Origin of the sequence: Klenkia sp. PcliD-1-E (assembly GCF_024124375.1) — a bacterium.
GTDB lineage: Bacteria > Actinomycetota > Actinomycetes > Mycobacteriales > Geodermatophilaceae > Klenkia.
In genome coordinates, this window is sequence record NZ_JAMXRZ010000054.1 from 1 (window position 1) to 18979 (window position 18979).

General features: G+C 76.0%; 19 protein-coding genes. 4 read left to right on the forward strand and 15 right to left on the reverse strand.

Annotated features, from left to right (window positions below):
• The coding region (gene eis, locus NH342_RS12270; protein WP_253015160.1) for an enhanced intracellular survival protein Eis at positions 1–1040 on the reverse strand (1040 nt) is incomplete at its 3' end.
• 63 nt (positions 1041–1103) lie between these two features.
• Between eis and NH342_RS12275 the strand changes: the two genes are divergently transcribed.
• Positions 1104–2111 carry a LacI family DNA-binding transcriptional regulator gene (locus NH342_RS12275; protein WP_253015161.1) on the forward strand — a complete coding sequence of 336 codons (1008 nt, stop codon included), beginning with the start codon at positions 1104–1106 and terminating at the stop codon, positions 2109–2111.
• On the opposite strand, the gene NH342_RS12280 is transcribed toward NH342_RS12275, so the two are convergent.
• Genes NH342_RS12280 through NH342_RS12300 form a run of 5 tightly spaced genes read right to left on the reverse strand, consistent with a single transcriptional unit; the run spans position 2112 to position 7152 of the window.
• Positions 2112–3293, reverse strand: a complete 1182-nt coding sequence (locus tag NH342_RS12280; protein ID WP_253015162.1) for an amidohydrolase family protein — start codon at positions 3291–3293, stop codon at positions 2112–2114.
• A complete protein-coding gene (locus tag NH342_RS12285; RefSeq protein WP_253015163.1) occupies positions 3284–4462 on the reverse strand; it encodes an FAD-binding oxidoreductase in 1179 nt (392 codons plus the stop codon). Before NH342_RS12285 ends, NH342_RS12280 begins: the two co-directional genes overlap by 10 nt.
• Positions 4459–5388 carry a dihydrodipicolinate synthase family protein gene (locus NH342_RS12290; protein ID WP_253015164.1) on the reverse strand — a complete coding sequence of 310 codons (930 nt, stop codon included), beginning with the start codon at positions 5386–5388 and terminating at the stop codon, positions 4459–4461. The genes NH342_RS12285 and NH342_RS12290 overlap by 4 nt, the downstream gene beginning before the upstream one ends.
• A 10-nt stretch (positions 5389–5398) precedes the next feature.
• Entirely contained in the window at positions 5399–6772 is a 1374-nt protein-coding gene (gene hydA / locus NH342_RS12295; protein WP_253015165.1) for a dihydropyrimidinase, read from the reverse strand.
• The gene (locus NH342_RS12300; RefSeq protein ID WP_253015166.1) at positions 6769–7152 is read right to left on the reverse strand and encodes a gamma-glutamylcyclotransferase; all 384 of its coding nucleotides are present in this window, start codon (positions 7150–7152) and stop codon (positions 6769–6771) included. Before NH342_RS12300 ends, hydA begins: the two co-directional genes overlap by 4 nt.
• A 99-nt stretch (positions 7153–7251) precedes the next feature.
• Between NH342_RS12300 and NH342_RS12305 the strand changes: the two genes are divergently transcribed.
• Positions 7252–7689 carry a nuclear transport factor 2 family protein gene (locus tag NH342_RS12305; RefSeq protein WP_253015167.1) on the forward strand — a complete coding sequence of 146 codons (438 nt, stop codon included), beginning with the start codon at positions 7252–7254 and terminating at the stop codon, positions 7687–7689.
• A 3-nt stretch (positions 7690–7692) separates the two neighbouring features.
• On the opposite strand, the gene NH342_RS24225 is transcribed toward NH342_RS12305, so the two are convergent.
• From NH342_RS24225 to NH342_RS12335, 6 genes are all read right to left on the reverse strand, one after another.
• A complete protein-coding gene (locus tag NH342_RS24225; RefSeq protein WP_253015168.1) occupies positions 7693–9315 on the reverse strand; it encodes a DUF885 family protein in 1623 nt (540 codons plus the stop codon).
• Entirely contained in the window at positions 9312–10271 is a 960-nt protein-coding gene (locus tag NH342_RS12315; RefSeq protein WP_253015169.1) for an ABC transporter ATP-binding protein, read from the reverse strand. Before NH342_RS12315 ends, NH342_RS24225 begins: the two co-directional genes overlap by 4 nt.
• Positions 10268–11263 (reverse strand): ABC transporter ATP-binding protein, encoded by a 996-nt coding sequence (locus NH342_RS12320; protein WP_253015170.1) that lies wholly within the window; start codon positions 11261–11263, stop codon positions 10268–10270. Before NH342_RS12320 ends, NH342_RS12315 begins: the two co-directional genes overlap by 4 nt.
• Positions 11260–12192, reverse strand: a complete 933-nt coding sequence (locus tag NH342_RS12325) for an ABC transporter permease (RefSeq protein WP_253015171.1) — start codon at positions 12190–12192, stop codon at positions 11260–11262. The genes NH342_RS12320 and NH342_RS12325 overlap by 4 nt, the downstream gene beginning before the upstream one ends.
• A 10-nt stretch (positions 12193–12202) precedes the next feature.
• Positions 12203–13204 (reverse strand): ABC transporter permease, encoded by a 1002-nt coding sequence (locus NH342_RS12330; RefSeq protein ID WP_253015172.1) that lies wholly within the window; start codon positions 13202–13204, stop codon positions 12203–12205.
• Positions 13205–13305: 101 nt separating this feature from the next.
• Positions 13306–14913 (reverse strand): ABC transporter substrate-binding protein, encoded by a 1608-nt coding sequence (locus tag NH342_RS12335; RefSeq protein WP_253015173.1) that lies wholly within the window; start codon positions 14911–14913, stop codon positions 13306–13308.
• 81 nt (positions 14914–14994) lie between these two features.
• On the opposite strand from NH342_RS12335, the gene NH342_RS12340 reads away from it, so the two are divergent.
• Both NH342_RS12340 and NH342_RS12345 read left to right on the forward strand, forming a co-directional pair.
• Positions 14995–15408 (forward strand): Rid family hydrolase, encoded by a 414-nt coding sequence (locus tag NH342_RS12340; RefSeq protein WP_253015174.1) that lies wholly within the window; start codon positions 14995–14997, stop codon positions 15406–15408.
• Positions 15405–16400, forward strand: coding sequence for an LLM class flavin-dependent oxidoreductase (locus NH342_RS12345; protein ID WP_253015175.1), 996 nt, complete (start codon positions 15405–15407; stop codon positions 16398–16400). Before NH342_RS12340 ends, NH342_RS12345 begins: the two co-directional genes overlap by 4 nt.
• A gap of 4 nt (positions 16401–16404) precedes the next feature.
• On the opposite strand, the gene NH342_RS12350 is transcribed toward NH342_RS12345, so the two are convergent.
• From NH342_RS12350 to NH342_RS12360, 3 genes are read right to left on the reverse strand one after another with little or no spacing between them, the layout of a single operon-like run.
• Entirely contained in the window at positions 16405–17406 is a 1002-nt protein-coding gene (locus tag NH342_RS12350; RefSeq protein ID WP_253015176.1) for an LLM class flavin-dependent oxidoreductase, read from the reverse strand.
• Positions 17403–17723 (reverse strand): TIGR04076 family protein, encoded by a 321-nt coding sequence (locus tag NH342_RS12355; protein ID WP_253015177.1) that lies wholly within the window; start codon positions 17721–17723, stop codon positions 17403–17405. The genes NH342_RS12350 and NH342_RS12355 overlap by 4 nt, the downstream gene beginning before the upstream one ends.
• On the reverse strand, positions 17720–18952 hold the full coding sequence (locus NH342_RS12360) for an amidohydrolase family protein (protein WP_253015178.1): 1233 nt from the start codon (positions 18950–18952) through the stop codon (positions 17720–17722). The genes NH342_RS12355 and NH342_RS12360 overlap by 4 nt, the downstream gene beginning before the upstream one ends.
• Between the last annotated feature and the right edge of the window lie 27 nt (positions 18953–18979).

Sequence of the window (18979 nt, forward strand, 5' to 3'; positions counted from 1 at the left end):
GCCAGGCCGCGGGCGCCCAGCACCAGGTCGGGGTCGCCGTCGGTGCGGGTGGCCCGGCCCTCGCCGCCGTCGAGCTCCAGCCGCCAGGCACCGGTGTTCCACGGCGCCACGTCGTCGACCACCCGGACGTCGAGCGCGCCCCGCACGTGCGCGGGCCAGCCCCGGCCGGCCACCGCCGCGGGCAGGTCGACCACCCGGTGCATGAAGACCTGGGTGCCGCGGCTGGTCGCCCGTTCCAGCGGCAGCACCGCCGAGACGGCGTCCCCGGCCAGCAGCGGGACGTCCACGGTGCGGGTGACCGTGCGCCAGCCGGCCAGCACGTCGACCAGCGCGCGGGCAGCGGCCGGGGTCGTGGCCAGCAGGTCGCTGACGTCCAGGGACGCCTCGGGCCCGTAGCCCCGGCCCCGCTCGTAGCCCAGCGCGCCGGTGACCACTCCGTCCTCCTCGGCGAGGGTGAGCAGGTCCACCCCGTCGCCGAGGGGCTGCTCGCCGCGCGGCGGGGCGTCCCAGCGGCCGCCGCGGCGGGTCAGCGGCCCGTCGTACCCACGCACGACCCGCTCGTAGAGGTCGACGACGGCGCCGCGGTCGGCCGGCGTCCCGGCGCGCAGGACGACGCCGGGCTCACGCGCGGTCGGCAGCGCGGCGGTGTCCAGCACCGCCGAGCCCAGCACGCCGGTGACCTCCCAGCCCAGCGACCGGTAGGCCGCCGACACCGTCGGGTACAGCGCGCTCACCACCGCACCCCGGTCCCGGGCGGCGGCCAGCGCCGCGGTGAGCAGCTGCCGGGCCAGCCCGCCGCCGCGCACCTCCGGGGAGACCGCGACGCCGCTGACGTCGGCCGAGGCCAGCGCACGGCCGCCCCACCAGGAGTGCTCCTCGTGGTCGGTGACCTTGGCCAGCAGCCGGCCGGTGGCGGTGTCGTAGGCGCCCCAGCGGTGGGTCTCGGGCAGCACCCGCATCGCCTGCGGCGGCGCCTCGGCCGGACCGCCGAAGGCCCAGCGGCCCAGCGTCCAGGACTCGGCGAGGTCGTCGGCGGTCATCTCGCGGATCGTGGTCGGCACGGATCGACCCAACCAGACGCCGCCCGCCGGTAGGTTGCGCCCATGGCGGTCACGCTGACCTCGGTGGCCCAGCTGGCCGGGGTGTCGGTCAGCACCGCCAGCCGCGCGCTCACCGGCCACCCCAGCGTGCAGCCGGCCACCCGGGACCGGGTCGTCGCCGCGGTCGCGGACCTGCGCTACCGGCCCAACCGGATGGCCGCGGCGCTGCGCACCCGCCGGACCGGCCTGGTCGGCCTCGTGGTCAACAACCTCTGGAACGCCACCTTCGGCACCGTCGCCGAGACCCTGCAGTCCTGGGGCGCGGACGCCGGCTGGCAGGTGGTGGTGTGCACCACCGGCGGCGACGCCGCGCGGGAGGCCGCGTTCCTGGACACCGCGCTGGACCACGGCTTCGACGGCGTGGTGGTCGCGGGCTCGGGGGCCAACCACGACCGGGTCAACGCCCTGCTGGACGCCGGCACCGCCGTGGTCACCACCAACCGTGAGGTGCCCGGGGCCCGGGCGGCGTCGGTGGTGCTGGACTACAGGTCGGCCGGGCGGCTGGCCACCGAGCACCTGCTGGCCGCCGGCCACACCCGCATCGCCACGGTGTCGGCGACCGACGACGTGACCTCGGGCCGCGAGCAGCACGCCGGGGTCGTGGCGGCGCTGGCAGCCGCCGGGCTCCCGCTGCCTCCCGAGCTGGTGCACCGCGGCCCGTTCACCACCGACTTCGGCCGGGCGGCCACCACGGCCCTGCTGGACCTCCCCGACCCGCCGACGGCGCTGCTGGTCACCAACCACGAGGCGGCCGGCGGCGTGCTCCCCGTCCTGTCGGCCCGGGGGACGGCGGTGCCCCGCGAGCTGTCGGTGGTGCTGACCGAGGACGAGCCGTTCTACGGCTGGTGGCCGCCCCGGTTGACCGCGGTGGACAACCGGGCGGCCGGGCAGGCCCGGGCGGCGGCCCGGCTGCTGCACGCGCAGCTCACCGGGGCCGCGGAGCCCGGGCCTACCCGCGCCCTGGTCGAGCCGGTGCTGGTCGCCCGGGACTCCGTCGGCCCACCCCGCTGATCAGGCGGGCAGGGCGTCCCGGACCACGCGTCCGCCGGCGACCACCATCGAGATCCCCCGAAGCGCGGACACGTCGCTGGTCGGGTCGCGGTCGGTGACCACGAGGTCGGCGGCCGCCCCCGTGCTGACCTCCCCGATCTGCCCCTCCAGGCCGAGCAGGCGGGCCGCGGTCGCCGTCCCGGCCTGCAGGGCCTTCAGCGGCTCCAGGCCGGCGTCGACGAGGAACTCCATCTCGCGGACCGCGACCACGGTGTCCTCGATCGGCTCACCCGGCGGGTAGTCGGTGCCGGCCACGATGGTCACCCCGGCCTCCACCGCCCGCCGGATGCTGGCCAGGTGGCCCGGCCCGGTCTCCATGGCGGTGGCGATCTGGTCACGGGTGAAGGAGTGGTCGGCCATCCACTCCGGGCAGCGGGTCACGCACAGGGTGGGGGTGAGGAACACCTGGCGGCGGGCCATCTCTGCAGCGACCTCCGCAGAGAGCTCGTAGGCGTGCTCGAAGGAGCGCATGCCGGCGTCCATCGCCTGCGCGATGGCCTTGCCCGCCCCGGCGTGCGCGACGACGTAGGTCTCGAACTCCGCCGCGGCCCGCACCACCGCGCGCATCTCCTCGGGGGTCATCTGCTCGGAGCCGAAGCCCTCGTCGGGGTCGGCGATGCCGCCGGTGATGAACACCTTGACGTGGTCGGCGCCGGCCTCCAGCTCCGCGCGGGCGGCGGCGTAGAACTCGTCCTCGCCCGAGGCGTAGGCGCAGCCGCCGCCGACCCCGTGCCCACCGACCGCGCTCACCGCGCGACCGGCCCCGACGATGCGCGGGACGTCGACCCAGCCCTCACGGGAGGCGGTGCGCAGCAGCAGGTCGGCCCGGTTGACCTCGTGCACCGACCGCACGGTCGTCACCCCGGCCTGCAGCGCGTCCCGGGCCCGGGCGAAGGACCGCAGCGTGGTGACCCCGGCGTCCTCGCCCTCGTCCAGCGCGGAGAAGGGGTACACGACCGAGAGGTGGCTGTGCACGCTCACCAGGCCGGGCGAGAGGTACCGCCCACCCAGCGAGCGCGTCTGCGCGCCCTCCGGGGCGGTGTCGGCGATGGCGCCGATCGAGCCGTCCACCAGCTCCACGGCCCGGTTGCGGGCCACCTGCCCGGTCAGCACGTCCACCACGGACGCGTCGGTCAGCCACACGGTTCCTCCTGCGGGGTGGGGGTCGGGACGGCGGTGCGCACCAGCCGCCCGGGGTCGAGCCCGGTCAGGTCGACGGGGGGTTCGCGGCCCTCGACCAGGGCGGCCACCACGTCGGCCCACAGCGGGGCGAGGGTGAAGCTGTAGGTGCCGCCGACGGCGAGCAGCCCGGGCCGGCCGGGCACCCAGCCGGCGACCGGCATCTCGTCGGGCGTCGCGGCCAGCGGTCCGGACCAGACGTGCTCGACCGGCAGACCGGCGAGCGCGGGGACCACCCGGGCCAGCTGCCCCAGGTTGCCGGTGGTGCTGGCCGGGTCGGGGCGCGGCTGGTCGTCCAGGGACCACGGCAGCGCGGGCCAGCCGCCCCCGAGCACGGTGCGCCCCGCGGGGTCCTGCTTGACCGAGAACCCCTCGCCGACGTGCTGCACCAGGTGCGGCAGCCAGACGGGACCGGCGGACAGCCGGAGCGCCTGGATGGCCACCGGCGCCATGGCCAGCACGACGCCGACCAGCTCGGCGACCCGGCCCATCCAGGGCCCGGCCGCGTCGAGGACGACGGGGGCGTTCCACGTGGAACCGGCGGCGTGCACCGTCCACGCGCCCCCGGCGTGCTCCATCCGGTGCACCGGGTGGTGCGCCAGGACGGCGGCCCCGGCCCTCGTCGCGGCGGCAAGGTAAGCCGGCGCGACCGACGCGGGGTCGGCGTAGCCGTCGGCCGGGCACCAGGTCGCGGCCCGGACGCCCGGGCCGAGCAGCGGCAGGGCCTTGCGGGCGGTGTCGCCGTCGAGCACCTCGGTGGCCACCCCGGCGGCGGTCTCCCAGGCGTGCTTGCGGTGCAGGTCGGCGACCTGCTCCTCGGTCTCGGCGACCATGACCCCGCCGGCCGCGCAGAACCCGACGTCGGCGTCGAGCTCGTCGGACAGGTGCGTCCACCGGGCCCGCGCCTCCCGCTGCAGCGGCAGGAGCCGCTCGACGTCGACCGGCACCGCCTGCCCGGGACGGCGGGTGTGGATGCCCTGTACGTGCACGTTCGCCGCACTGGCCCCCGAGCCCTGCCCGTTGGGCACCCCGCTGTCCAGCACCACCACCCGGTGGCCGAGCACCGACAGACGGTGGGCGGCCGCCGCCCCGACGATGCCGGCGCCGACGACGACGACGTCCGCGGTGCTCACCGGGTCAGCCCCGCACCGGCGAGCGCCGCCTCGAGCTCGCCCAGCCGGGCCGGGTCGGTCAGCGGCAGCAGCGGCGGGCGCACGTGCCCGCCACCGGGCTGGCCGAGCACGTGCATGGCCGCCTTGACCTGCGCGGTCGGCGACGCGAACTTCGCGCTGTAGTCGCTGTTGACCAGAGCGGCCACCAGCGCGCCGTACTGCTTCGAGCGGGTGCGGGCGGTGTCGAGGTCCCCGGCGCGCACCGCGTCGTAGAAGGGCGCGGCGAACGGCGCGCCGACGGCGCCGCCGTCGATGTTGCCGTCGCCGCCCAGGCCGGTCAGGAACGCCATCCCGCGGGGGTGCACGAACCGGCCGAAGAACCGGACCCGGCCGACGAGGGCCTCGCAGCCCTCCAGGCACTTGATCTCGTCACCGGTGCTGTCCTTGACCGCCACCACCCGGTCGAGGTCGGCCAGCTGGTCCAGCACCGCCACCGGCAGGTCCACCGCGGTGCCGCGGGGCCAGTTGTAGACCATCCACGGGAGGTCCACGGCCTCGGTGACCGTGCGGTAGAAGGCCAGCACCTCCTCGTCGGAGGGGTGCACGTAGGGCGGTGGGGTGGTCAGCGCGCCGTCGGCGCCCGCCGACCGGGCGTGCTCGGCCAGCCCGATGGTCTCGGCTGGGGTGTAGCCGTTGCAGCCCACGACCACCGGGACGCCGGAGCCGGCCAGGGCGGCGACGGCGACCTCGGCGACCCGGCGGCGCTCGGCGGGGCTCTGCGCGAACCACTCGCCGGTGGTGCCGTTGACCAGCACGCCGTGCACGCCCTGGTCGCGGTAGAGCTGCAGCGTCGCGGTGATCGCCGGCTCGTCGAGCTCGCCGTCCGCGGTGAAGGCGGTGGGCGCGGCGGCCCAGTAGCCCCACCAGTCGACGTCGTCCCTGTTCACGGGTCCCCTCTCAGACGCTCAGCGGTGCGGCGGGCAGGAAGCGCCCGCGCGCGGTGTGGTCGACCACCCGGCCGCCGTCGACCACGACCCGGCCACCCACCACGACGGTGGTGGGCCAGCCGGTGACCGGGCGGCCCTCGTACGGGGTGTAGTCGGTGGCCTGGTGCAGCGCACCGGCGGTGATGGTGCGCTCGACGGCCGGGTCCCAGATCGCGATGTCGGCGTCCGAGCCGGGCAGCAGGCTGCCCTTGCGCGGGTGGAGACCGTTGAGCCGGGCGGGGGCGGCCGCGGTGACCTCGACGAAGCGGGTCCACGGGATCCGTCCGGTGCGCACGAAGGCGTCCTGCACCACGACCAGCCGGGTCTCCACGCCGGGCAGCCCGTTGGGCATCACCCGGACGTCGTGGTCGACGCTGGTCTTCTGGGCGGTGTCGTAGCAGCAGTGGTCGCTGCCCACGGTGGCGACCGCGCCGCTGACCAGCCGGGTGCCGAGCTCGGCCACGGTGGCCGCCGGGCGCAGCGGCGGGCAGCAGACGAACCGCTCGGGGTGCGGGCCGCCGTAGAGCGAGTCGTCGAGCACCAGGTGGTGGGCCACGCTCTCGGTGTACGCCCGCACGCCGCGGCGGCGGGCGGTGGCGACCTGGTCGACGGCCGCCGCGGTGGACTGGTGCACGAAGTACACCGGGGTGCCCAGTGCCTCGGCGATGGCCAGCACCTCCGCGACGGAGGCGTCCTCGGCCAGCTCGGTGCGGGTCTCGTGGTGGTGCGCGGCGGAGATCCGGCCGGCGGCGGCCTGCGCGGCCTGCTGCTCCTCGACGAGGTGGTTGGCCTCGCAGTGCGCGACCACCATGCCGCCCAGGGGACCCAGGGTCTTCATCACCCGCAGGAACGTGTCCTCGTCGGCCATGGACTCGCCGCGGTAGGTGGTGAACATCTTCACCGTGCGCAGGCCCTCGTCGCACAGCTGGCGCAGCTGCTCGGCGGTGGCGGCGTCCCACTCCATGACGCCGGCGTGCAGCGCGGAGTCCACCAGGCCGCCGCCGATCTTGGCCCGCTGCCGGGCGGCGGCGTCGGCCGGGGCCTCGCCCGGGCGCGGGATCGCGAAGTCGACGATGGTCGTCGTCCCGCCCGCGACCGCCGCGGTGGTGCACTCGCGGTGGTCGTCGAGGCTGGTGAAGCCGCCCGAGGTGAACCCGACGTGGCAGTGCGGGTCGACGCCGCCCGGGACGACGACCCGGCCGGTGGCGTCCAGCTCGTCGGCGGCGCGCACGGCCCCCGGCTCGACCAGCGCCTGCACCCGGCCGCCGGCGACCACGACGTCGGCCGCACCGGCCCAGCCGTCGGTGACGACGGTGCCGCCGCGGACGACGAGGTCGGGGGTCACGCCAGCGTCCGCTGGTAGGCGCGCCACCCACCGTGGGCGGTGATGTCCTCGCCGGCCGTGCCGGCGCGCACCACCATCGAGCAGGTGCCGCTGCCGTCGGCCAGCTCGATGACCGACAGCTCCAGCTCGGGCGGCTCGCCGGGCAGCAACCGTTCCCGGAGGTCGGCGTAGTCCACGGCGTACAGCTCCCCGGCGATCGACGCCCCGCCCTCGGCCACCGGCACCAGGCCGGGGAAGTCGCCGAAGGAGTGGAAGCGGTACCTCGGCGCGGTGCTCACCTCCCCGAGGAACTCCGCGTCGGCGAGCGCCGGCGCCAGCGACCCGCCCCGCATGGCCTGGCCGTTGACGAACATCCGCACCGCCTGTGGGAAGGATTCCATGCGCGGACCGTAGGGGGTCGGCAGCACCCTGCACCAGGCCCGGTGACGGTTCTTCACACAGCCGGAACACCCGGGCCCCGCCCGGCTACGCTGCCCCGCGTGCCAGCTCCCGACGTCACCGTGCGCGGTGCGCTCGACCAGTCCGACGGCGAGGCGGTCTGGGCCGCCGTGGCCACCGTCTACGCCGGGTTCCTGGGCGGCGACGCCGGCGCCGTGGACGACGTCCTCGCCGCCGACGTCACCATCTGGAACCACGACCACGTGCCGCTGATGCGCGGCACGGCCGATCTGGACGCCGTCCGCGAGGCCCGGCGCACCGACCCCTCCCCCGGCCCCGCGGTCACCGCGCTGGCCCCGCACACCGTGCTGGTCGACGCGCACGGCGACGTCGCCTGGTGCCGGCACCTGCTCGACGTCACCACCGCCGACGGCGCGACCAGCACCGCCCGGGTGACCGACGTGCTGCGCCGCGACGGCGGCCGGTGGGTGGTCGTGCACCACCACGAGCAGGAGGTCCCGGCGCACGGCCTGCCCTGAGCCCTACAGCTGCGGTTCGACCCCCAGGAGCTCCCAGCGCTGCAGCGCGACCGGCACGTTGCCCTCCAGCCACAGCCGGCCGTGGAAGGCCCGCAGGTCCACCGTGCCGCCCTGCGCCGCGACGACGTCGGCGAGCAGCCGCTGGATCTGCACCTTGCCCACCAGGTAGGTCAGCGCCTGCCCGGGCGTGCCGGCGAAGAACGAGGCCTCCTCGTGCGCGGTCTCCTCGTCGACCGGCACCCGCTGCGCCAGCATCGCGGTCGCCTCGGCGATGCTCATCGACCCGGTGGCCAGGCCGACGTCGAGCAGCACCCGCAGCGCCCGCAGCCGCAGGAACCGGGCCACGACCACCCGGCTGTGCGGCGCGTCGGCCCACAGCCCGGAGTCCAGCAGCATCTCCTCGTCGTAGAAGGCGATGCCCTCGTTGGGCTGGGAGTCGTAGTACTGCCGGCGCACCGGGTCCGGGTGGGTGGCCGACCAGGTGAGCTGCAGGGCGTGCACGCCCTCGTGCGCCACGCCCAGCCGGGGGTCGAGCATGTTCGCCCGGTAGAAGAACGGCAGGTCCGGTGCCGGGTCGGGCGCGTAGCTGACCGGGTCCTGCCCCAGCCGGGACGGCCCGAGCAGGTCGTCGGTGACGCCCATCCCCACCAGCGGCGCCAGCCACGGCGGGCGGGGTGCGAACAGGTAGCGGCCGGTCCAGGCCGGGACGGTGAGCAGGCCCTTCTCGTCGTACCAGCGCCGCACCTGCGCCTCGGCGGCCGCCTCGTCCGCGCAGTGCGCCGCGACGTCGGCCGGCAGCGCCGGCTCGGGGACTCCCGCCGCGGCCGCGGTGGCCACGGCCTCCATCGTCACCGCGCGGGCGAACTCGGCCTCGGCGACGGTGACCATCCAGTCCACGGATTCCGGCGCCAGCGCCACCTGCCGCAGGAAGTCCTCGAACGCCGCCCGGCCCACCGGCTCGAACGGCGCCATCCCGGGCAGCTCGTCGGCCAGCCACCCCGCGAAGGCGTCCAGCGCGTCGGCGGCCGGGCCGGCGTCCAGCCCGTCGACCGGCAGAGCCCCGATCGCCGTCCGCAGCCGGGTGCCGACGTCCTCGAGCATGCCGAGCGCGACCTGCGCGAGCTCGGCCTGCGCCCCGGTCAGCTGGGCGCGCGCGGTAGCCACCTGGTCGGGGACGACGGCCAGCAGGTGCGCGAGCCGGGCCACCCGCTCCGGCCCGAACGGCGGGGGCTGCAGCAGCGCGTCGAAGACCGGGCCCAGCGCCTGGTCGACCCAGAACGAGGGGTCGCGCTCGGGCGAGCGGAGCACGTCCAGCTCCCAGCGCACCCGGGCCAGCACCGAGCCCAGCAGGGCGTGGTCGACCCGGGTGGCGGTGTCGGCGCCGGCGAGGTCGACCACCGTCCACCGGTCGTGCAGCTCCTGCCGGCGGGCGCGGGCCGCGGCCACGCCGGCCGCGGAGAAGTCCGGCGCCCAGCCCGCTGGGCGCTCCTGGCGCGGGATGTCGTCCCGGGAGCGGGGCGCCTGCACCCGCCGCCAGGCCCAGACGTCGACGGCGAGGGCCTGCACGGCGTCCCAGCCGGGGCGCGCGGGGTCGGGCACGGCGGGACCCACCACGGGGACGGTCACGGGACAGCTCCGGCACGGTCGGGGGCGAGCAGGCAGGCGGCGGCGTGGCCGGGGCCCTGCACCCGCAGCACCGGCTCCCAGGTCGGGCACTCCGCCGTCGCCACCGGGCAGCGCGGGTGGAACCGGCAGCCCGACGGCGGCGCGGCCGGGTCGGGCACGTCGCCGGGCAGGTCCTCCGGCAACCGGCCGCTGCCGTCGGGCACGGGGACGGCGCCGATCAGCGCGCGCGTGTAGGGGTGCTGCGGGTCGGTCCACAGCGTCTCCGTCGGCCCGACCTCGACGACGGTGCCCAGGTACATCACCGCCGTCCGGTCGGCGACCTGCCGCACGATGGCCAGGTCGTGGCTGATGAAGACCACCGCGACGCCCTCGTCGCGGGCCAGGCCCACCAGCAGGTTGGCGACCTGGGCCTGCGCCGAGGCGTCGAGCGCGGAGATCGGCTCGTCGGCCACCACCACGGTGGGGTCGGCGGCCAGCGCCCGGGCGATGGCCACCCGCTGCCGCTGCCCGCCGGAGAACTCGTGCGGGTACCGGGTCTGCATCGCCGGGTCCAGGCCGACCCGCTCCAGCAGCGCCCCGGCGGCACCCGGGTCGCGGCGGCGGCCACCGGTGCCGGCCAGCCGCAGCGCATCGGCGATCTGGTCGCCCACCCGGCGCCGGGCGTTGAGCGAGGAGTAGGGGTCCTGGAAGACCATCTGCAGCCGGCGCTGGGCGACCGGGCGGGCCCGGCGGCGCAGCGGCTGCACCGGTTCGCCGCCGAAGGTCACCGTGCCGGCGCTGGGGGCGACCAGGCCGACCAGGGCACGGGCCAGGCTGGACTTGCCGCAGCCGCTCTCCCCCACCAGCCCGAGCACCTCACCGGGCTCGACCGCGAGGTCGACGCCGGCGACGGCCCGGACCGGCCGGCCCGCACCGGGGTAGGTGACCTCGACGCCGGTCGCGGTCAGCACGCTCATGCCCGCACCTCCACCGGGACGTCGGGGCGGACGAAAGGGTCGACCGGGCAGGCGGTGGCCCGCCCGGGCGCGATCTGCAGCAGCGGCGGGACCTCCCCTGCGCAGCCCTCCCGGGCGTGCGCGCAGCGCGGGTGGAACGCGCACCCGGCCGGCACCGCGCCCAGCGCCGGCGGGCTGCCGGGGATGGGCCGCATCGTCGTCGTGCCACCCTCGGGCAGCGCGTCGAGCAGGCCGCGGGTGTAGGGGTGCCGCGGGCTGCCGAGCACGTCGGCGGTCGAGCCGGTCTCCACCACCCGGCCGGCGTACATGACCACCAACCGGTCGGCGATGGAGGACAGCACCCCTAGGTCGTGGGTGATGATCAGCACGGCCAGCCCGCGCTCGCGGCGGAGCCGGTCCAGCAGCCGCAGGATGCCCGCCTGCACGGTGACGTCCAGCGCCGTCGTCGGCTCGTCGGCGATGAGCAGCGAGGGCCGGGCGGCCAGCGCCGAGGCGATGGCGATGCGCTGCCGCATGCCGCCGGAGAACTCGTGCGGGTAGCGGGCCAGCGCGGCGCGCGGGTCGGGGATGCGCACCTGGTCCAGCAGCTCGGCGGCCTCCTCGCGGGCGGCCTTCTTGCCTACGCCGTGGTGGTGCCGCAGGTGCTCGGTGAGCTGCCGCTCCACCGACAGCATGGGGTGCAGCGCCGTCCGCGGGTCCTGGGCCACCATCGCGACCTCCCGGCCGCGGACCGAGCGCAGCTGCTTGTCCGGCAGTCCGAGGATCTCCCGGCCGGCGAGCCGGATGGAGCCCTCGGTGCGGGCACCGTGCGGCAGCAGCCCGAGCGTGGCCAGCGCCGTCATCGTCTTGCCCGACCCGGACTCCCCGGCCACGCCGAGCACCTCGCCCGGGTGCACGGCGAGGTCGACGCCGTCGACGGCGGGCAGCATCGCGCCGGACCGGGAGGGCAGCCGCACCCGCAGGCCCTCGACCTCCAACAGGGGGGCGCTCATCCGCGCAGGGCGCGCGCGGTGCGCGGGTCGAGGGCGTCCCGGAGGGTGTCGCCGAGGAAGTTGAACGCGAGCACGACGGTCAGGATGGCCAGGCCCGGGAACAGGCCCACCCACCAGCTGTCGAACACCTGCGCACCGGAGGACACCATCGCGCCCCACTCCGGTGCCGGCGGCCGGGCGCCCAGGCCCAGGAAGGACAGGCCCGACAGCAGCAGGACGGCGTTGCCGACGTCCAGCGCCGAGAGCACCAGCACCGGGCCGAGCACGGTGGGCCGGACGTCGACGGCCAGCGTCCGCAGCGCCGAGGAGCCCAGCAGCCGGGAGGCCTGGATGTGGTCGGACTCGCGGGTGGAGAGCACCAGGCCGCGGACGACGCGGGCGTAGGAGGGCCAGGTGACGATGACCAGGGCCAGCACCGCGTTGGTCAGCCCGGCGCCCAGGGCGGCGGTCACCGCCATCGCCAGGATGATGCCCGGGAAGGCGAAGACGAGGTCGGTCAGCCGCATGATGCCGCCGTCGACCCAGCGGCCGAAGTAGCCGGCCACCGCGCCGAGGACGGTGCCGACCAGGGTGGCCAGCGCGACCAGCAGCAGCGCGAGCGGGACCGAGATGCGGGCGCCGTAGAGCACCCGGGAGAACACGTCGCGGCCCAGGTTGTCGGTGCCGAACCAGTGCTGCGCCGAGGGCTCCAGCAGCTTGGGCGCCACCTGGGCCAGCGGGTCGTAGGGCGCCAGCGCGGGGGCGAGCACCGCGACCAGCAGCCAGGCGACGATGGCCACCAGGCCGACGACGGCCAGCGGCCGCTTCCACGGCGATCGGGTGAGCGTGCGGGCGGCGCGCTCCTCGTGCTCCGTCTCGGCCGCGGTGGCGACGTCGGCGTCCCCGGCCAGCGGGGCGACCGGGACGACCAGCGGGTCGGGCGCGCTCATCGGTTGCCCCTCACGACAGCCGCAGCCGGGGGTCGATGACGCCGTACAGCAGGTCCACCACCAGGTTGATCAGGATGTAGATGACCGCCACGACGACGCTCACGCCCATGATCGCGGGCAGGTCCAGGGCGAGGGCGCTGGTGTAGGCGTAGGCGCCCAGCCCGCGCCAGCCGAAGATCTGCTCGACCAGCACGGTGCCCGACAGCAACCCGGCGAAGGCGACGCCGGTGACGGTGACCACCGACAGCAGGGCCGGGCGCAGCACGTGCCGGCGGACGACGGTCAGCTCCGAGAGCCCCTTGGCGCGCGCGGCCCGCACGTACTCGTCGCCGAGCACCTCCAGGACGGCGGCACGGGTGAACCGCAGCAGCACGCCGACGGTGAAGCTGGCCAGCACCAGCGCCGGCAGCACCAGGCGGCTGACAGCGTCGCCGAAGGTCGCCCAGTCCCCGGCGATCAGGGAGTCGATCGTGTAGAAGCCGGTGACCTGCGGCGGGGTCGGGGCGCCCGGGGAGAGCCGGCCGCCGGCGGGCAGCAGGTCGAGCTTGAAGCTGATCCAGTAGTAGGCGATCAGCGCCAGCCAGAAGGTGGGCACCGAGACGCCGGACAGCGACAGCACCCGCAGCACCTGGTCGGGCCAGCGGTCCCGGTACAGGGCGGCCACGATGCCGAACCCGACACCGAGGACGACGGCCACGCCGATGGCGGCCAGCGCCAGCTCCATGGTGGCGGGCACCTTCTCGGCGAGGTCCTGGGCGACCGGGTTGCGGGTCTGCTGGGAGACCCCGAAGTCGCCGTGCAGCAGGTTGCCGACGTAGGTGAGGTACTGCTCGGGCAGCGGCTTGTCCAGGCCGTTGGCGGCCCGGAAGGCGGCCACCGCGGCGGGGTCCTCCGACGCCCGCTGGCCCAGGTTCGCCGTCACCGGGTCGCCCGGCACCGCCTGGGTGAGCAGGAAGGCGACCAGGGTGACCCCGACGCAGAGCAGGACGCCGGCGACCAGCCGGCGGGCCACGAAGCGCAGCAGCGCCCGGCGGGGGCGGCGGGGGCGGACCGCGGCGGCGCCGGGCCCGGGGGCGGTGCCCCCGGGCCCGGCGTCCTGCGGTGCGGTCGCGGTCAGCTGATGTCCGCGAGGTCGACCGTCCAGCTCGGGTTGAACGCCACGCCCTGCAGGTCGGTGGCGTAGGCGAGCACCTGGGCGGGCTGGATGAGCGGGTAGAACGGGCCGACCTCGTTGAGCCGCTGCTGGATCGAGGTGTAGGCCTCGGCCCGGGCGGAGTCGTCGAACTCGCTGGACACCGCGACCGCGGCGCTCTCCAGCTCGGGGTCGGCGCCGGCCGGCCAGCCGGCGCGCAGGCCGACCAGTTGACCGGGGGTGAAGACGAGGTAGTCCGACGGGTCCGGGTAGTCCGGGCCCCACGACCACAGGCCCATCTCCTCGGTGCCGGCCCGGTAGCCCTCGAGGGCCGTCTGGACGGGAGCGGGGGCCAGCTCCACGGTGATGCCGACCTCCGCGAGCTGCTGCTGCACCGCGGCGGCCAGGTCGCCGAAGTCGATGCCGTTGACCTGGATCTCGCTCGGGTAGGACAGCGTCACCGTCGGGTTGCCCAGGCCGCTGGCCTGCAGCGCCTGCTTGGCCCGGTCGACGTCCCGCTCGACGGCGTCGGAGGGGTCCAGCGCACCGAGGAAGGTGCTGGGGATGACGCCCGGGGTCTGCGAGGAGCCCTCACCGGCGAGGTCGACCAGCGCGGAGTAGTCGATGCCGTAGCGCACCGCCTCCTGGAAGTCCGGGTTGGAGGTGATCGTGGAGACGGCCGGGTCGTTGTTCGTGTAGACGAAGAAGACGTTCGCCGATGGCGAGCTGTCCACGGTGACCTGGCTGCCGAGGTCGGCGGCCTGGTCGGCGGAGAGGTCGACGACCAGCTGGGCGTCGCCGCTGCGCACGTTCACCGACTGCACCTGGGCCTCGGTGTTGCGCAGCACGATCCGGTCGTAGGCCGGCGCCTCGCCCCAGTAGTCGGGGTTGCGGGTCAGCACGACCTGGTCCTGCACGTCGAAGGACTCGATCGTGTACGGGCCCGAGCCCTGCGACTCGCCGTTGAGCGCGTCCTCGGCGGTGTCGGCGGTGTCCGCGCCGGGCTGGTCGCTGCCGCCGGCCTCGGTGACGGCCGCGCTGTTCACCACGCCGAGGGCGGGGTTGGTCAGCTTGAACGGCAGCGCCGGGTCCGGGGTCGCCGTGGTCAGCGTGACGGTGGTGTCGTCGACCTTGGCCACCGTGACGCCGTCCAGCAGGAAGGACGGGTTGCCCTTGATGTTGATGACCCGGTTCAGCGAGTAGACGACGTCGTCGGCGGTCATCGGGGTGCCGTCGGAGAAGGTGACGTCGTCGCGCAGCGTGTAGGTGTGGACCAGGCCGTCCTCGGAGATCTCCTCGTCGGTGGCCAGCAGCGGGATCGGCGTCGTCGAGTCGGTGCCCTCGAAGGTGTAGAGCGTCTCGTAGACGACGTGGTCGATGATCTGGCCGGTGGGCTCGAACATCCGGGCCGGGTCGCTGGTGGTCAGCTGGAACGAGGTGTCCACGACCAGGGTGCGGTCACCGGACGCGGAGTCGCCGGAGCCCCCGCCTCCGCCGCCGCAGGCGGACAGGCCGAGGGCGGCGACGAGCACCGCGGCCACGGGGAACAGGGGGCGGCGCATGAGGACCTCCAGGGGCCTGCCGGACACGGCAGTCTCGGTGGGAACGTTCCCAGTCGGTCGGTACGGTAGCGCCGCAGATCCCCCGATTGGGTTACGGAGAGATCACACATGTCCACTGCCCCGACGGCGTCCCCCGAGCGGGCCGACCGGGTCCTCGACGGCACCGGCTGGGAGACCGCGGCAGGCTACAGCCGGGCGGCCCGCAGCGGGTGCTGCATCGCCGTGAGCGGCACGACCGACCACTCGGCCGACGGCACGGTGGCCCACCCCGGCGACGTCGAGGCGCAGACCCGGGCCTGCCTGCAGCGGGCGATCGCCGCGGTCGAGCAGCTGGGCGGGCGCCGGGAGCAGGTGCTGCGCACCCGGCTGCTGCTGGCCCCCGGCGCCGACTGGGAGGGCGCGGCCCGCGCGCACGCCGCGCTGCTCGGCGACGTCGCCCCCGCCAACACCACCCTCTACGTCGGCGGGCTGGTCGGCGAGGGCTTCCTGGTCGAGGTCGAGCTGGACGCGTGCACCGGATGACCACCTCGGGGACCACGTCGCTGCGCCTGAACAACGACCTGGGTGTGCAGCAGTTCGTCGACCTGGTGGTCACCGCCGAGCGGGTGGGCTTCGACCAGGTGTGGGTCTCCGACGACCTGTTCCTGCGCTCGGCGCCGGTGCTGGTGGCCGCGGCCGCCGTCGCCACCTCCCGGGTGCGGCTGGGCATCGGGATCATGAACCCCTACTCCGTGCACCCCGCCGAGATCGCCATGACGTCGGCCACGCTGGCCGAGCTGTCCGGGGGCCGCTTCTCCCTCGGCGTGGCCGCCGGCGCCGAGGAGTTCCTCGGCTGGGCCGGCATCGAGCGGCCGAAGCCGCTGACCCGCACCCGGGAGGCGGTCCGGGCACTGCGCGTGCTCGGCGCCGGCGGCCGCCCCGCCGACCACCCGGGCACCGGCGAGGGCTGGACGGCGGAGGCGCACCTGCGCTTCCCGGCGGCCGCGCCCGTCTACGTGGGTGCGATGAGCCCGAAGATGCTGGCGATGGCCGGCGCGGAGGCCGACGGCGTGCTGCCGCTGCTCTACCCGCCCGAGCACTTCCCGGTGGCCCGCGACCTGGTGCACGCCGGCGCCCGCGAGGCCGGCCGCGACCCCGCCGAGGTCGACGTCGCCGCCGCGTTCTGGGTGTCGGTGGACGACGACCGGGCCGCCGCCGAGCGCGCGCTGGCCGAGAAGATCGCCTACTACGGCGCCTCCTTCTCCCCCTACCTGCTGGAGCGGGCCGGGCTGGCGGTCGCCGACTTCGCCGGCATCCAGGCCGCGCTCGCCGCGGGCGACCCCGAGCGCGCCACCGACCTGGTCACGCCGCAGATGCTCGGGCTGGGCATCGCCGGCGACGCCGACGAGGTGGTCCGCCGCTGCCGCTGGCTGCAGGCCGAGGGCGCCACCCACCTGTCCTTCGGCCCGCCGCTGGGCCCGGACCCGTTGCGGGCGGTCACCGTGCTCGGCGAGCAGGTGCTGCCCCGCCTGTAGCCGGTCAGCGCGTGATCAGCGGCAGCACCCGGGTGCCGAGGAGCTCCACGCCGCGGTCGTCGGTGAGGCCGTGCGGGGTGCCGAACTCCACCCGCGCCGCACCGGCGTCGACCAGCAGCTGCGCCTGCGCGGCGACCTGCTCGGGGGTGCCGGAGAAGGCGAACAGGTCCAGCACGTCGTCGGGCACCGCGGCACCGGCACCGGCGTCGTCCCCGGCCGCGACCTTGGCGCCGACCTCCTCGAGCAGGCCCTCGGGCAGGGTGACGGTGGGGTCGAGCCCGGCCACCACGGCCAGGTACATCGCCACCTCGGTGCGGGCCCGAGCGCGGGCGGCGTCGCCGTCCTCGTCGACGACGGTGACCGCCCCGACCACGATGCCCACGGCGTCGTCGGGCCGCCCGGCCCGCCGGGCCCCGGCCGCCGTCCACTCCCGCATCACGCCGACCATCGCCGGGTTCGCCGAGCCACCGACCTTGAGCTCGTCGGCGACCTCGCCGGCCAGCGCCGCGGTCTGCTCGCCCCAGGTGCCGATCAGCACCGGCGGGACGGCGGCCGGCAGCGGGTAGCGCAGCCGGGTGCCGGGGGCCAGCGGGTAGATCGACCCCTCGACGCCGTCCTCGTCGCCGGACAGCAGCGCCCGGACCAGGGCGACCGCCTCGCGCAGGTGGGCGACCGGCCGGCGCTGGTCGACGCCCAGCGCACCCAGCCAGGTGCCGCGGGCCAGCCCGCAGTACGCCCGACCGTCCGAGAGGCGGTCCAGGGCGGCGAGCTGGCCGGCCAGCTCGTAGGGGTGCGTGGTGAACGGGTTCCAGCAGGCCGCACCCAGGCGCACCCGCGAGGTGGCGGCGGCCATCTCCAGCAGCGGGACGAGCGGCGGCTGGTAGAGCAGGTCGCCGAACACGCTGAGCACGTCGATGCCGTGCTCCTCGGCCGCGGCGGCCAGCCGGGCGTAGTCGCCGGGGGCCTTGTCCGACTGCAGGCCCAGGCCGATCTCGCAGCGGGTCACGTCAGGTCCTCCGAGACCAGCCGCACCTTCCGGGTGCGCTCGATCCGCATGACCAGCCGCTCCTCGGGGTCGGGGCAGGCGACCAGGGTGTCGCGCTCGAGCCAGTCGGCCGCGGGCAGGTCGCGCTGCTTGGCCGGCAGCAGCGGCAGCACCGACTGCAGGGCGTAGACGCAGAAGTGCCTGCCCTCGGGGATGCGCAGCTGGGCGGAGTCGGTGAGCTCGAAGGAGTCGCCCACCGCCAGCCCGCAGACCGAGCGGCCGCCGATCGAGTCGACGACCACGCGCAGGTCCCACAGCTCCATGTCCGGCTCGGTCACCGCAGGGCCTCCACCCGGTCGTCGCGGACCACCCGGCCGCCCTTCATCACCCAGCGCAGCGTGCGCAGCCCGCCGACGTCGGCCGTCGGGTCCTCGTCGCACAGCACCAGGTCGGCGAACCGGCCCGGGGCGACCACGCCGACCCGGTCGTCGGCACCCAGCCAGCGGGCCGGGGCGAGCGTGGCGGCCTGCAGCGCGCGGGCCGGGGTCATCCCGGCGGGCGCGCCGAGCTCGGCCATGTGCTCCAGCTCCCGCACGGTGGCGCTGGTGCCCTCGAAGTCCCAGAAGGGCGGCATGTCGCTGCCCAGCAGCACCTCGACACCGGCCTCCAGCGCCATCCGGTAGCTGGCGGCGTGCCGGTCGGCGGCACCCAGCGAGCGGGCCTGCATCCAGGCGGGGACGCCGAGCTCGTCGAAGAACGCCCCGCAGCGGGTGACCACGAGCGTGGGCACCAGCGCGGTGCCGGCGGCGGCCATCTGCGCGGCCACCTCGGGGGTGAGCTGGTAGCCGTGCTCGACGCAGTCCAGGCCGCGCTCGACGGCCCGGGCGATGACCTCCGCCGGGCCGGCGTGCGCGGTGACCTTGCGGCCCCAGTCGTGCGCGGTGGAGATCGCGGCGGCCATCTCGTCGTCGGTGAGCTGCGGGGTGGAGATCGCCTCGTGCTCGCCGGCGATGCCGCCGCTGATCATCAGCTTGACCAGGTCGGCCCCCAGCGCGACCTGCGAGCGGACGCCGCGGCGGAAGGCGTCCGCACCGTCGCACTCCAGGGTGTCCGGCGACCCGGCGCCGTGGCCACCGGTGCAGCACAGCGCCCGGCCGGCGGTGAACATGCGCGGCCCGGGCACCTCGCCGGCCTCGATCGCGGCCCGCAGCGCGAAGTCCGCGCCGGACTTCTCGGCCACGCAGCGCACGGTCGTGACCCCGGCGTGCAGGGTCCGCCGGGCGCCGGAGGCCATGTACAGCGCCAGCTCGTGCGGGCCCATCGCCTCCACCCGCGCGCCGGCCGCGCCGGGCAGCGACAGCGACAGGTGGGTGTGCAGGTTGAGCAGGCCCGGCAGCAGGTACCCGCCGTCCAGGTCCACCCGGACGGCGCCGTCGGGCACCGCGACGTCGACGGCCGGCCCGGCGGCCACGACCCGGTCGTCCCGGACGTGCACCGCGGCGTCGGGCACCAGCACGCCCGCGGCGCTGTCGAACAGCGAGCAGCCGTGCAGCAGCAGGTCGGTCACCGCCGCATCCTCGCAGCCGTGCCGACG